Annotated in this window: 15 protein-coding genes; 11 read left to right on the forward strand and 4 right to left on the reverse strand. The window is 65.5% G+C overall.

Going from position 1 to position 11,619, the window contains the following annotated elements; genetic code table 11:
* Window positions 1-18 precede the first annotated feature (18 nt).
* Window positions 19-738 (reverse strand): Crp/Fnr family transcriptional regulator, encoded by a 720-nt coding sequence (locus ACTHQV_RS09080; RefSeq protein WP_440489734.1) that lies wholly within the window; start codon window positions 736-738, stop codon window positions 19-21.
* A 135-nt stretch (window positions 739-873) separates the two neighbouring features.
* Here ACTHQV_RS09080 and ACTHQV_RS09085 point away from each other — a divergent pair, with 135 nt between their 5' ends.
* From ACTHQV_RS09085 to ACTHQV_RS09115, 7 genes are all read left to right on the forward strand, one after another.
* Complete coding sequence (locus ACTHQV_RS09085; protein ID WP_440489736.1) at window positions 874-1,449, forward strand: NifU family protein; 576 nt, start codon at window positions 874-876, stop codon at window positions 1,447-1,449.
* Window positions 1,449-2,039 (forward strand): malonic semialdehyde reductase, encoded by a 591-nt coding sequence (locus ACTHQV_RS09090; protein ID WP_440489738.1) that lies wholly within the window; start codon window positions 1,449-1,451, stop codon window positions 2,037-2,039. The genes ACTHQV_RS09085 and ACTHQV_RS09090 overlap by 1 nt, the downstream gene beginning before the upstream one ends.
* A 7-nt stretch (window positions 2,040-2,046) precedes the next feature.
* Window positions 2,047-2,664 (forward strand): tRNA (adenosine(37)-N6)-threonylcarbamoyltransferase complex dimerization subunit type 1 TsaB, encoded by a 618-nt coding sequence (gene tsaB / locus ACTHQV_RS09095; protein WP_440489740.1) that lies wholly within the window; start codon window positions 2,047-2,049, stop codon window positions 2,662-2,664.
* Window positions 2,661-3,173 carry a GNAT family N-acetyltransferase gene (locus ACTHQV_RS09100; RefSeq protein ID WP_440489741.1) on the forward strand — a complete coding sequence of 171 codons (513 nt, stop codon included), beginning with the start codon at window positions 2,661-2,663 and terminating at the stop codon, window positions 3,171-3,173. The genes tsaB and ACTHQV_RS09100 overlap by 4 nt, the downstream gene beginning before the upstream one ends.
* Before the next feature lie 104 nt (window positions 3,174-3,277).
* Window positions 3,278-3,691 (forward strand): MucR family transcriptional regulator, encoded by a 414-nt coding sequence (locus tag ACTHQV_RS09105; protein ID WP_440489742.1) that lies wholly within the window; start codon window positions 3,278-3,280, stop codon window positions 3,689-3,691.
* A gap of 116 nt (window positions 3,692-3,807) precedes the next feature.
* Window positions 3,808-4,230, forward strand: a complete 423-nt coding sequence (locus tag ACTHQV_RS09110; protein WP_056004519.1) for a Fur family transcriptional regulator — start codon at window positions 3,808-3,810, stop codon at window positions 4,228-4,230.
* 4 nt (window positions 4,231-4,234) lie between these two features.
* Complete coding sequence (locus ACTHQV_RS09115; RefSeq protein WP_440489744.1) at window positions 4,235-4,969, forward strand: lysophospholipid acyltransferase family protein; 735 nt, start codon at window positions 4,235-4,237, stop codon at window positions 4,967-4,969.
* Here the strand turns inward: ACTHQV_RS09115 and ACTHQV_RS09120 are convergent.
* From ACTHQV_RS09120 to ACTHQV_RS09130, 3 genes are all read right to left on the reverse strand, one after another.
* A complete protein-coding gene (locus ACTHQV_RS09120; protein ID WP_440489745.1) occupies window positions 4,954-5,412 on the reverse strand; it encodes a hypothetical protein in 459 nt (152 codons plus the stop codon). The two genes, ACTHQV_RS09115 and ACTHQV_RS09120, sit on opposite strands and share 16 nt — an antisense overlap.
* A gap of 39 nt (window positions 5,413-5,451) precedes the next feature.
* The gene (locus tag ACTHQV_RS09125; protein WP_440489746.1) at window positions 5,452-6,381 is read right to left on the reverse strand and encodes a Gfo/Idh/MocA family protein; all 930 of its coding nucleotides are present in this window, start codon (window positions 6,379-6,381) and stop codon (window positions 5,452-5,454) included.
* 68 nt (window positions 6,382-6,449) lie between these two features.
* Window positions 6,450-7,205: a competence/damage-inducible protein A gene (locus tag ACTHQV_RS09130; RefSeq protein ID WP_440489747.1), complete on the reverse strand. Its 756-nt coding sequence runs from the start codon at window positions 7,203-7,205 to the stop codon at window positions 6,450-6,452.
* Window positions 7,206-7,269: 64 nt separating this feature from the next.
* On the opposite strand from ACTHQV_RS09130, the gene map reads away from it, so the two are divergent.
* The 4 genes from map to ACTHQV_RS09150 all read left to right on the forward strand — a co-directional run bounded on the left by map (window position 7,270) and on the right by ACTHQV_RS09150 (window position 11,568).
* Window positions 7,270-8,097, forward strand: coding sequence for a type I methionyl aminopeptidase (gene map, locus ACTHQV_RS09135; protein ID WP_440489748.1), 828 nt, complete (start codon window positions 7,270-7,272; stop codon window positions 8,095-8,097).
* Between the two features lie 307 nt (window positions 8,098-8,404).
* Complete coding sequence (locus ACTHQV_RS09140; protein WP_440489750.1) at window positions 8,405-8,743, forward strand: P-II family nitrogen regulator; 339 nt, start codon at window positions 8,405-8,407, stop codon at window positions 8,741-8,743.
* A gap of 89 nt (window positions 8,744-8,832) precedes the next feature.
* The gene (gene glnA / locus ACTHQV_RS09145; protein ID WP_440489752.1) at window positions 8,833-10,245 is read left to right on the forward strand and encodes a type I glutamate--ammonia ligase; all 1,413 of its coding nucleotides are present in this window, start codon (window positions 8,833-8,835) and stop codon (window positions 10,243-10,245) included.
* 369 nt (window positions 10,246-10,614) lie between these two features.
* On the forward strand, window positions 10,615-11,568 hold the full coding sequence (locus ACTHQV_RS09150) for a metallophosphoesterase (RefSeq protein WP_440489754.1): 954 nt from the start codon (window positions 10,615-10,617) through the stop codon (window positions 11,566-11,568).
* The last annotated feature ends 51 nt before the right edge of the window (window positions 11,569-11,619 follow it).

Genomic DNA, 11,619 nt, shown 5'->3' on the forward strand with positions numbered 1-11,619 from the left:
CCTCCGCTCATCTTTGTATCAGCGGTCTTCGCGGCGGAGATACAAATATGAATCGTCGAAATCGGCGACCGCCTTCAGTCCCGCGAGGTCGGTGATGGTCACGCGCTTGCTGCGGAAATCCATCAGGCCCCGCTCGCGCAGGTCGCGCAGCGTCCGGTTGACGTGCACCGGGGTCAGCCCGGTACAGTCGGACAGATCGGCCTGAGTCAACGGCAGCGCGAAGCCGGTATCGTCGGCTTCCCCGATCAGCCCCAGCCGGACGCGCAGCTCGCAGATCAGATGAGCGATACGCTGGATCGCGTTGCGTCGGCCGAGCGACAATTCCCATTCGCGGTGGATTGCGGCATCGAGCGCGGTGATGAACCAGTAGACGCGGGCGAGGTGCGGCTGTTGTTCGGTAATGTCCTTCAGCTTCGCATGCGGGACCAGTACCACCCGGCACGGGGTGAGCGTCATGACATTATGGTCGAGCTGTTTCAGCGAAAAGCTGTGCAGGTCGAGGAAATCTCCCGCGACATGAAGCTCGGTGATCTGCCGGTCGCCGCCAGGCAGATCCTTGTACCGGCACATGACTCCCTCGAGCAGCAACGTGCTGGCATGGAGCCGCTCGCCCGCGCGGATGCAGGTGTTGTGGGCGGGCAGCGACCGCACTTCGCCCAGCGAGTCGCGGATCACCCGTTCCTCCTCCGCCGAAATCGTGTCGCGTGCGCGCAGTTTCGCCAGGTGCGTCTCGATCACGGGCACTTTCCCCTCTTGCAGTTGCCGGCTCGTACAGGAGCGTAACAATCGAGGCAACGCGCGGCCTGCCGGTGCGAACGGACCGTTTCCCGCCACGCCCTTGATCCCCGGTCCGGCGGACGCCAAATGGGCGCCATGTTGATCGAAACCGAATCCACGCCCAACCCGGCGACGCTGAAGTTCCTGCCGGGGCAGGTCGTGATGGACGCGGGCACACGCGATTTCGCCAGCCCCGAAGAGGCCGAGGCATCGCCGCTCGCGACGCAGCTGTTCGCACTGGGCGATGTCGTCGGCGTGTTCTTCGGTCGCGACTTCGTATCGGTGACCAAGGCGCCGGGCAGCGAGTGGGCCGATCTGAAGCCCGATGTGCTGGCGTTGATGCTGGATCATTTCGGCGGGCGGATGCCGTTGTTCAACCCGACCGGAAGTGCCGGCTTCTTGGTTCCTTCGGAAGAGACGAGTTTTGCCGACGATCCGGCCGATGCCGACATCGTCGAACAGATAAAGGAACTGATCGAGACCCGCGTCCGTCCCGCGGTCGCCAATGACGGTGGCGACATCGTCTATCGCGGCTTCGACCAGGGCAAGGTGTATCTGCAGTTGCAGGGCGCCTGTTCGGGATGCCCGTCGTCGAGCGCGACGTTGAAGAACGGGATCGAGCAGCTGCTCAAATATTATGTCCCCGAAGTTACGGAGGTTCGTGCAGTCTGATGGCCAAGCTCGACAATCAGGCGCTCGACACGCTGTTCCGCAGCGCGCGCACCTTCAACCACTATACCGACCAGCCGGTCACCGAGGCCGACCTGACGGCGATCTGGGACCTGATGAAATGGGGTCCGACCAGCGCCAACCAGCTGCCGGCGCGGATCATCTGGTGCACCAGCGCGGAGGCCAAGGAAAAGCTGGCGGCGTGCGCCAGCGGCACCAATCCGGACAAGATCCGTGCGGCGCCGGTGACCGCGATCATCGGCATGGACACCGAGTTCCACGAGCATCTGCCCGAGCTGTTCCCGCATACCGACGCCAAATCGTGGTTCGACGGCAATGCCGAGTTGCGGCAGGCATCGGCATTCCGCAATTCGTCGTTGCAGGGCGCCTATCTGATCCTCGCCGCGCGGGCATTGGGACTGGATGCCGGGCCGATGTCGGGCTTCGATGCCGGGGCAGTCGACAAGGCGTTCTTTGCCGACACACCGGCAGTCCACGCCAATTTCATCACGACGCTGGGCTATGGCGACACCAGTACGCTGCACCCGCGGTCGCCGCGTCCCGACTTCGCCAAGTTCAATCGGATCGCCTGACCGGCACGTGCGCACGCTGGTCATCGAAACCGCCACCGCCGCCTGTTCGGTCGCGCTGATCGAGGACGGCGTGGTAATTGCGCACGACCATGTCGTGGTCGGGCGCGGCCATGCCGAACGGCTGGTACCGATGATCGCCGCGCTGCCGGATCAGGGCCGTGCCGACGCGATCCTCGTCGATTGCGGACCTGGCAGCTTCACCGGCGTGCGCGTCGGGCTGGCGGCAGCGCGCGGGCTCGGCATCGGCTGGGGCGTGCCGGTGCATGGCTATTCGTCGCTGGCGTCGATCGCCGCCGCCGCGCTGACCGAACAGCCGGGCGACGCGATCGTCGCGGTGCTCGACGGCGGCCATGGCGAGGTGTTCCAGCAAGGGTTCGACGCCGCGCTCAACGCAGATGGCCCCGCCGTCTCGCGCAAGCCCGCCGACGCGGTGGCGGCGTTGCAGGGGCGGCGGGTCGTCGGTCAGGGGCTGGCTCGATTGCGCACCGTTCAGCCTTCGCTTCCGGCGTGCGATCGGCTGCCCGATGCCGCCGACGCGGTGCTGCTGGGCAGCGAACAGCGCAGTCTGCCCCCCGCCCCGCTCTACGGCCGCGCCCCTGATGCGGTGCCGAGCGTGCGGGCATGAGCGACGTGCGCGGCGATATCGCGCTGGCGACGGGCAGCGTCGCCGATGTCGATGCGGTCGACCGGGTGATGCAAGCGGCGTTCGATCCGCGCTTCGGCGAAGCGTGGACCGCGTCGCAATGCCTGGGCATGTTGTCGCTGCCCGGCGTCTGGCTGACCCTGGCGCGCGATGCGGACGGACTCACCGGCTTCGCGCTGACCCGGACGGTTGCCGACGATGCCGAACTGTTGCTGTTGGCAGTACGGCCCGAGCGGCGCGGGCGCGGCATCGGACGCGCGCTGCTGCAACACGCGGCCGACGAAGCGCAGGCGCGCGGTGCGGTGCGCCTGTGCCTGGAGATGCGGGCCGGAAACGATGCAACCCGGCTATATGTCAGTGAAGGTTTCGAAAAACGCGGCGAGCGTCGCAACTATTATGGCGGTCGCGGCGGCGAGCGATTTGACGCCCATACCTATGTCCGATCGCTTTCCAATCCCGTTTTGACCAGAAACCAAACACAGGCTGAATGACGTCGGCGACATTCCAAAAAAGTCGGGAATATTGTTGCACCACCTCCATTCTGGTCCGATAGCGGTCGGGAACCGCCGGTGCGGTTGAGTAACGAGGGAAGAGAATGGACATCCATGCGGAGCGCGACGACACGCTCATTGCCCTGACGGCGGATATCGTGGCCGCCCATGTCGGGAATAATCATGTCGAAGTCGGCGATATCGCCGTCCTGATCCGCAGCGTACATGACGCATTGAACGACCTCGGCACCGCCGCCGAACCCGCGGCCCCGCCCGCCGAGCCGGCAGTACCGGTGCGCGCGTCGGTCAAGCCCGATTACATCGTCTGTCTGGAGGATGGGCGGAAGCTCAAGATGCTCAAGCGTCACCTGATGACGCATTACAACCTGACGCCCGAACAGTATCGCGCCAAGTGGAACCTGCCCGCCGACTATCCGATGGTCGCGCCCAACTATGCCGAGCAGCGCCGGACGCTGGCCAAGAAGATCGGCCTCGGCACGCAACGCCGCACGCGCTGATCCTGCACCGGGCTGCATCGGTTCGCACCGATGGCGGCCCGGCGCCACTTAGCGGCTTTCGCTCGGCGGCGCGGCGCGTTAGTGTCGGCGCACCTTCTTTGGACGTACAGGACCGCATGCCCCGCAAGATCGACCTCGAAGCATTGTGCCAACAAAAAGGGCTGCGCATCACCGAACAGCGCCGCGTGATCGCGCGTGTGCTGTCCGAAGCCGATGACCATCCCGATGTCGAGAAGGTCTATGAGCGGGCATCGGCGATCGATCCGGGCATCTCGATCGCGACCGTGTATCGCACCGTGCGCCTGTTCGAAGAGGCCGGCATTCTAGATCGCCATGATTTCGGCGACGGTCGCGCCCGCTACGAGCCCGCGCCCGAGGCGCATCACGATCACCTGATCGATGTCGAAAGCGGGCGGGTAATCGAATTCGTCGATCCCGAACTGGAACTGCTGCAGAAGCAGATTGCCGAGCGGCTCGGCTTCCGCCTTGTCGACCATCGCATGGAACTCTACGGCGTCAGCCTCGAACGCAAGGGCTGAGCCGATGCCGCTTGCCGCGCGCCTGCGACTGACGGCGCGCGCGGCGGCGATGCTGGCGACGTTGCTTTTCTATTTGCTGCTGCATGGCAGTTGGCGGCTGTTGCGGTTGCGTTCGCCCTGGCCGCCGCGCTTCCTCGGCGCGATCGCGCGGGTAGTGGGCGTGCGGACTAGCGTGGTCGGCACGCCGGTCACGCGCGACGTGCTGTACCTCGCCAACCATCAGAGCTGGATCGACATCCTCGCCATTGCCGGAGCAAGTGGCAGCGCGTTCGTCGCCAAGGGCGAGTTGCGCGATGCGCCGCTGGTCGGGTGGCTGTGCACGCTCAACCACACGCTGTTCGTCGATCGCGGCGATCGGCTGGGGGTGGCGCGGCAGATCGATACGCTGCGACAGGCGTTGCTCGCCGATCACCCGGTGACGGTGTTTCCGGAGGGGACCACGGCGCGGCCGGGCGAATTGCTGCCGTTCAAGGCGGCGCTGCTCGGTGCGATCGACCCGCCGCCGCCGGGATTGCGCGTGCAGCCGGTCTATCTCGATTATGGCGATGCGCACGAGGTCGCGTGGATCGGTGACGAGCCGGGCACGACCAATGCCGCGCGTGTCCTGGCGCGGAGGGGGCAAATCGGGCTGACCATCCATTTCCTGCCGCCGTTCGATCCGGCGGGAATGGGGCGCAAGGCGGTGGCGATGTGCGCGCGCGAGGCGATCGCGGCGGCAATGGCTCAGGGGAAGATATAGGCCACTGGTTGGCCGTCCGCATTCAAGGCCGGGCTGAACCGCTGCGGACGGATGCGGCGACAGATCGAATGGCGATCGTTGGCGCTCGGCGTCCGGCCATCGATGGTACAGTCGCGGACGCGTCCTTCCGCATCGACGACGAAGCTCACGGATTCGAGGGCCGAAAGCGTCGACAGGATATGCGCGGCCGCTGATGCATTCGAAGCGAGTGGACGGGGCGCGGTCACTGTCGTGTCGCCACGTCCAGCGATTGCCGGCGCCACCGAGTCCTTCGACAAGGGCACGTCGAAAACGAGCAGGTCCTCGGCGCATTTGCAGACATAACGATAGCGTGGTTCGATCGTGAACCAATAGAATAGCCAATGGGCCAGCAACGCCAGCGCGAGCCCGCCCCAACGGTGCGGCGCGCTCGCCGCCGTCAGGAAGGACGTTATCGCTGCCATGGTCGCGAAGTCTTCCACGACCATGGCAGCTTGGCAAGATTACTCGCTGAATTCGCCGACCGTCACGCGGCGGCCCAGCAGGAACGCGTCGTTGACATGGACGAAGGGCGACAGGTCGACGTCGCTGACCCGGTCGCGCAGGCATTCGGCGAAGCGGCGATACAGGCGGGCATATTCGGGTTCGTCACCGACATCGACCGCGACGCCATCGACCGCCATCTGCGAGGCACCCATCGACAGCTTCAGATGACCGTTGTCGGTTTCGACATCGATGTCCCAGGTCTGCGGCCCGGTCTGGTCGAAGTCGAATTCGACGCGCACCGGCACCCCGGCGGTGTCGGTGAAGTCGAGATCCGCGGCGATCGGCGCGTCGCGGTTCGAGGGGAAACGCAGTTCGGCGGTGTCGAGCAGCAGCGGGCGCGGCAGGATGCGGGTGATGACCGACAGCGCGTTGATGCCCGGATCGAACACGCCGATGCCCGGTTCCCAAATCCATGCCTGTCCCGGATGCCAGACGCGGACGTCTTCCTTCCAATTGACCTCGACCCGGCGGATATTGCGCTCGGCGAGCCATGCGCGGGCCGGTTCGACGGCAGCGGCTTCGCGCGAGTGCCAGGTGGCGAAGAGCAATTTGCCGGCGGTTTCGGCGGCCTTGGCGAACGCCTGCGCTTCGGACAGGGTCGCGGCGGGCGGCTTTTCGATCATGACGTCGAGGCCGTGGTCGAGCGCCTGCTGGATCAGGTTCAGCCGGCCGCGCGGCGGGGTGCAGATCGAGATCGCCTGCACGTCGGGCATCGCCGCCATCATCTCGTCAATGGTCTTGAAGCCGGGGACGCCGTCGGGCGGGGTGTGGCCGGTGACGGCGGCGACGAGTTCGAAATCGGGGCTGGCGGCAATGTGCGGGATATGCTGGTCGCGCGCGATCTTGCCGATACCGGCCAACGCGATGCGGGTCGGGGCGTTAGCCAACGTCACTCTCCTGATAGGTTATTAGTCCGACATATCGGGAGGACCGCGGCCTTGCAACTGCGCTTTGCTCAGATTCCGCCGGTCACCGGTTCGCGTCCGGCGGCGCGCAATCTATCGGCCAAATCGGCGATGCAGGCGTCGACCACGCCCGGATCGGTCGCGCGGACGACGAAGTTCGCGCCGGTGCGGCCCTCGCGGAAGAACGGGTAGCTGCCGATCGCTACGCCATCATGGGCGCGTTCGACGTCGCGCAACAGTTCGGCGACCTCGCTTTCGCCCACCCAGCAGCCGAGCGTTGCCGAGACGACCGGTCGCCCGCCCTCCAGCGTGCCGGTCAGGCTGTCGAGCATCGCCGCGGCGATGTGGGGCACGCCGGCCATGATGAAGATGTTGCCGATGCGGATGCCCGGGGCGCCCGACATGCGGTTCTCGATCAGATCGCCGCCCTCGGGCACGCGGGCCATGCGCAACCGGGCGTCGGTGAGGCCGCCGCGCGTCTCGTAATAGGATTCAAGGATCGCGCGCGCTTTGGGATGAACGATGACGGGCACGCCCAGCGCCGCCGCGATCGAATCGACGGTGATGTCGTCATGGGTCGGGCCGATGCCACCGGTGGTGAAGACATAGTCGTTGCGTGCGCGTAAGGTGTTGACCGCCTCGACGATCGCTTCCTCGTGATCGGCGACCACCCGGACCTCGCCCAGCCGGATGCCCTGCACGTTCAGCCAGGTGGCGAGTTGCGCGATATTCCGGTCCTGCGTCCGGCCCGACAGGATCTCGTCACCGATGACGATCAAAGCGGCGGTCCAGATGCGGTCGGTCATGCGCGCGGACATAGCGTGGGCGCCCGCCCTCGCCTAGCACCACTTCCTCGCTTATATGTGGGGCATGACCGAATATCAGACCGTCACCACCGACATGCCGCTGGCCCGGACCGGCGCGATCAAGCTGCACGACGCCGCCGGATTCGAAGGGATGCGTCGCGCCGGGCGGCTGGCCGCGCACATCCTCGACGAAATCACGCCGCATGTCGTGCCCGGCGTCACCACCGCTGAGCTCGACGCGATCATCTATCGCCTGATGCGTGAGGGCGGCGCGGTGCCGGCGACGCTCGGCTATCGCGGCTATGCCCATTCGACCTGCATTTCGATCAACCATGTCGTGTGCCACGGCATCCCGTCGGACCGGACGCTGAAGGACGGCGACATCGCCAATATCGACGTCACGCCACTGCTCGATGGCTGGCATGGCGACAGCAGCCGCACCTATCTGGTCGGCAATGTGCCAATCAAGGCGCGCAAGCTGGTCGACGTGACCTATGAATGCCTGATGATCGGCATCGAACAGGCGAAGCCCGGCAACCGCATGGGCGATGTGGCGCATGCGATCCAGCGCCATGCCGAGGCGCATCGTTACGGCGTCGTCCGCGATTTCTGCGGCCATGGGCTGGGGCGGCTGTTCCACGACGCGCCCGAGGTGATCCATGCCGGGCGTCCGGGGACCGGGCCGGAGCTGCGGCCGGGCATGTTCTTCACGATCGAGCCAATGATCAATATCGGCCGGCCCGACGTGAAGATGCTCGACGATGGCTGGACAGCAGTGACCCGCGACCGGTCGCTGTCGGCGCAGTTCGAGCATTCGATCGGCATCACCGAGGATGGCTGCGAGATCTTTACGCTTAGTCCGAAGGGCTTCACGAAGCCGCCGTATCTGTAAGAAATCCTCCCCGCTCGCGGGGAGGGGGACCAGCCGCAGGCTGGTGGAGGGGCATGTCCCCAACCGCGTCCTTCGTGGAGGAGGACACCCCTCTCCACCACCGCTTCGCGGCGGTTGCCCTACCCGTGCCGGGGAGGAAATCTACTGCCCGAAAAACCGGCACCCTGCCCCTTCTGCGGGCAATATCGACACCCCCGACCAAATCCCCGATGATCGTATCCGAGGCGAATCGCCGGTTGGCACAATCTTTGTTTAACGGGACGTAAACGGCCACACCGGCCGGTGTCCGAGGGGATCGGCAAGGCGCATGAAGAAGATCGAGGCCATCATCAAGCCGTTCAAGCTGGATGAGGTGAAGGAGGCGCTGCACGAAGTCGGCGTGAGCGGCATCACCGTGACTGAGGCCAAGGGCTTCGGCCGGCAGAAGGGCCATACCGAACTGTATCGCGGCGCCGAATATGTCGTCGACTTCCTACCCAAGGTGAAGCTGGAAGTCGTGGTCGAGGACGGGCTGGCCGAGCGCGTGGTGGAGGCGGTCGCGGCGGCCGCGCAGACCGGCCGCATCGGCGACGGAAAGATTTTCGTCATTCCGGTCGAGACCGCCTTGCGCATCCGCACCGGTGAGCGCAACGACGACGCGATCTGACGCAACGCAGCAAAGTTTCGAATCGAGGGGCGTTCCGGCACGATACGTTGCGTCGGAATGCGGGGTTTAATCAGAAAGGGCAGTTTTCGATGGCTACTTCCGCCAGCACCATCCTGAAGCGCGTGAAGGACGAGGAGATCGAATGGATCGATCTTCGCTTCACCGATCCCAAGGGCAAGTGGCAGCACCTGACCATGGTCGCGTCGATCCTGGGCGAGGACGAGCTGACCGACGGCCTGATGTTCGACGGTTCGTCGATCGAGGGCTGGAAGGCGATCAACGAGTCCGACATGGTGCTCAAGCCCGATCTGGACGCGGTCTATACCGATCCGTTCTCGGCGACGCCGATGCTGGTCATCTTCTGCGACGTGGTCGAGCCGTCGACCGGTGAACTCTATGCCCGCGACCCGCGCTCGACTGCGAAGCGCGCCGAGGCGTATCTGAAGACCACCGGCATCGGCGACACCGTCTATGTCGGACCGGAAGCCGAATTCTTCATGTTCGACGACGTCCGGTTCGAAAACACCTATTCGACCAGCTATTACAAGATCGACGACATCGAACTGCCGGGCAATTCGGGTCGCGAGTACGAAGCCGGCAATATGGGTCACCGCCCGCGTGCCAAGGGCGGCTATTTCCCGGTCGCCCCGGTCGACAGCGCCGTCGACATCCGTGGCGAGATGGTCAGCACCATGCTCGAAATGGGCCTGCCCTGCGACAAGCATCACCACGAAGTCGCCGCCGCGCAGCACGAACTGGGCCTGACCTTCGGCACGCTGACCACGACTGCCGATCGCATGCAGATCTACAAGTATGTCGTGCATCAGGTCGCCCATGCCTATGGCAAGACCGCGACGTTCATGCCGAAGCCGATCAAGGAAGATAACGGCTCGGGCATGCACACCCACTTCTCGATCTGGAACGGTGGTTCGCCGCTGTTCGCGGGTGACGGCTATGCCGGCCTGTCGGACATGTGCCTGTATTTCATCGGCGGCATCATCAAGCATGCGAAGTCGGTGAACGCCTTCACCAACCCGACGACCAACAGCTACAAGCGCCTGGTTCCCGGTTACGAAGCGCCGGTGCTGCTCGCCTATTCGGCGCGCAACCGGTCGGCATCGTGCCGCATCCCGTATGGCACGGGCCCGAAGTCGAAGCGCGTCGAAGTCCGCTTCCCCGACGCGATGGCCAACCCGTATCTCGCCTATGCGGCGCTGATGATGGCCGGCCTCGACGGCATCCAGAACAAGATCCATCCGGGCGAGGCCATGGACAAGAACCTGTACGACCTGCCGCCGGCAGAACTCGCGCAGGTCCCGACCGTGTGCGGTAGCTTGCGCGAAGCGCTCGACAGCCTCGAAGCCGATTACGACTATCTGCTGAAGGGCGACGTGTTCTCGAAGGACCAGATCGAAGCCTATATCGAGATCAAGCGTGGCGAAGTGGCTCGCTGGGAAATGACCCCGAGCCCGGTCGAATATGATATGTACTACAGCGCCTGAGGTTGCCGTGCCGGCAACCGGTGGCACGCAAGCGTACCACAGGCGCTGTCGGCCGGCCTCGCCCACGGGCGAGGACCGACGACTTGGCTTCGCCACGTCGCGCTTGGGTTGAGAGGAGGCGTCGGGAGCGATCCCGGCGCCCTTTTCATAGCCCACGAGGTTGGCCTTGCGGGGCGGACGGGTTCGCGGTCGGGGATCGGCGGCAGCCGCTGAAGAAGCACCCTCGCCCTTCCGCGCCTGCGCCGCTCCGTCCCTCTCCCGCCGCGAGAGAGAAAGCGGGCGCCCCCGTCAACCACTCCGCCTGCCACAGAAACGTCACATCTCCGTGTCTTATCGCTTTCCAGCAACCCGCCAGCAGGACCAGCCCGCATGACCATCCTCCTCGACCGTCGCACCTTGCTAAGCGGGTTCGCCGTCGGGGCCGCCGGGCTGACCGTGCCGCCGGCGGCAGCTGCGCGGGAGAAGCCGTCGAAAGGCTGCACCTTCGCGGTGCTGGGCGACTGGGGGCGCGATACGCCCGAACAGCATCATGTCGCGGCGGCGATGGGCCGGGCGGCGGCGGCGGCGCGGAGCGATTTCGTGCTGGCGATCGGCGACAATTTCTACAGCGACGGGGTGGCGTCGGTCGATGACCCGCTGTGGCAGTCGGTGTTCGAGGGAGTCTATACCCACCCGGCGTTGCAGGTGCCGTGGTATGCGCTGCTTGGCAATCACGACTATCGCGGCAATCCGCAGGCGCAGCTCGACTATGCGGCGCGCAGCAAGCGGTGGCGGATGCCGGCGCGTTATTATCAGGTCGCCGATGCGGCGCTGGTGCGCGCCGATGCCGATCTGTTCGCGATCGACACCTCGCCCTTCGTCGAACGCTATCGCAGCAACGATGGCCCGATCGGCAGCAATACCCGGTCGCAGGATACCAAGGCGCAACTGGCATGGCTCGACCACGCGCTGTCGCAGTCGCGCGCCAAGTGGAAGCTGGTCACCGGCCACCATCCGATCCGGTCGGGCGGCAGCGGCCATGGCGATCAGCCGGAGATCATCGCGCAGGTGCTGCCGATCCTAAACCGACACGGGGTGCAGGCCTATATCGCCGGGCACGACCACGATCTGCAGCATATCCGCCGCGACGGGATCGACATGATCCAGTGCGGCGGCGGCATGGAGGCGCGGCCGGTTTCGCCGGTCGAGGGCACCCGCTTCTGCCGCGCGGCGGCGGGGTTCGGCATGGTGCAGGTGGCGGGCGACCTGCTGTCGTTCGACCTGCGCGACGAGGCGGGCAAGAGCCTGTACAGCGCATCCGTGCCGGTGCGCGCGTTGGCTTGATCGGGTCAAAGTTCACTAAGTTCATACTTGCTCGCGTCTTGCGCGGTGGGT

Source organism: Sphingomonas sp. SAFR-052, from assembly GCF_051965015.1.
In the GTDB taxonomy this organism is placed as follows: Bacteria; Pseudomonadota; Alphaproteobacteria; order Sphingomonadales; family Sphingomonadaceae; genus Sphingomonas.

What these genes read in the sequence shown, in the direction of transcription:
- ACTHQV_RS09105 (WP_440489742.1), top strand. Translation starts at nt 3,278, where the DNA reads ATGGACATCCATGCGGAGCGCGACGACACGCTCATTGCCCTGACGGCG.
- ACTHQV_RS09100 (WP_440489741.1), top strand. Translation starts at nt 2,661, where the DNA reads ATGAGCGACGTGCGCGGCGATATCGCGCTGGCGACGGGCAGCGTCGCC.
- ACTHQV_RS09130 (WP_440489747.1), bottom strand. Translation starts at nt 7,205, where the DNA reads ATGACCGACCGCATCTGGACCGCCGCTTTGATCGTCATCGGTGACGAG.
- ACTHQV_RS09110 (WP_056004519.1), top strand. Translation starts at nt 3,808, where the DNA reads ATGCCCCGCAAGATCGACCTCGAAGCATTGTGCCAACAAAAAGGGCTG.
- glnA (WP_440489752.1), top strand. Translation starts at nt 8,833, where the DNA reads ATGGCTACTTCCGCCAGCACCATCCTGAAGCGCGTGAAGGACGAGGAG.
- ACTHQV_RS09150 (WP_440489754.1), top strand. Translation starts at nt 10,615, where the DNA reads ATGACCATCCTCCTCGACCGTCGCACCTTGCTAAGCGGGTTCGCCGTC.
- ACTHQV_RS09090 (WP_440489738.1), top strand. Translation starts at nt 1,449, where the DNA reads ATGGCCAAGCTCGACAATCAGGCGCTCGACACGCTGTTCCGCAGCGCG.
- map (WP_440489748.1), top strand. Translation starts at nt 7,270, where the DNA reads ATGACCGAATATCAGACCGTCACCACCGACATGCCGCTGGCCCGGACC.
- ACTHQV_RS09085 (WP_440489736.1), top strand. Translation starts at nt 874, where the DNA reads ATGTTGATCGAAACCGAATCCACGCCCAACCCGGCGACGCTGAAGTTC.
- ACTHQV_RS09120 (WP_440489745.1), bottom strand. Translation starts at nt 5,412, where the DNA reads ATGGCAGCGATAACGTCCTTCCTGACGGCGGCGAGCGCGCCGCACCGT.
- ACTHQV_RS09140 (WP_440489750.1), top strand. Translation starts at nt 8,405, where the DNA reads ATGAAGAAGATCGAGGCCATCATCAAGCCGTTCAAGCTGGATGAGGTG.
- ACTHQV_RS09115 (WP_440489744.1), top strand. Translation starts at nt 4,235, where the DNA reads ATGCCGCTTGCCGCGCGCCTGCGACTGACGGCGCGCGCGGCGGCGATG.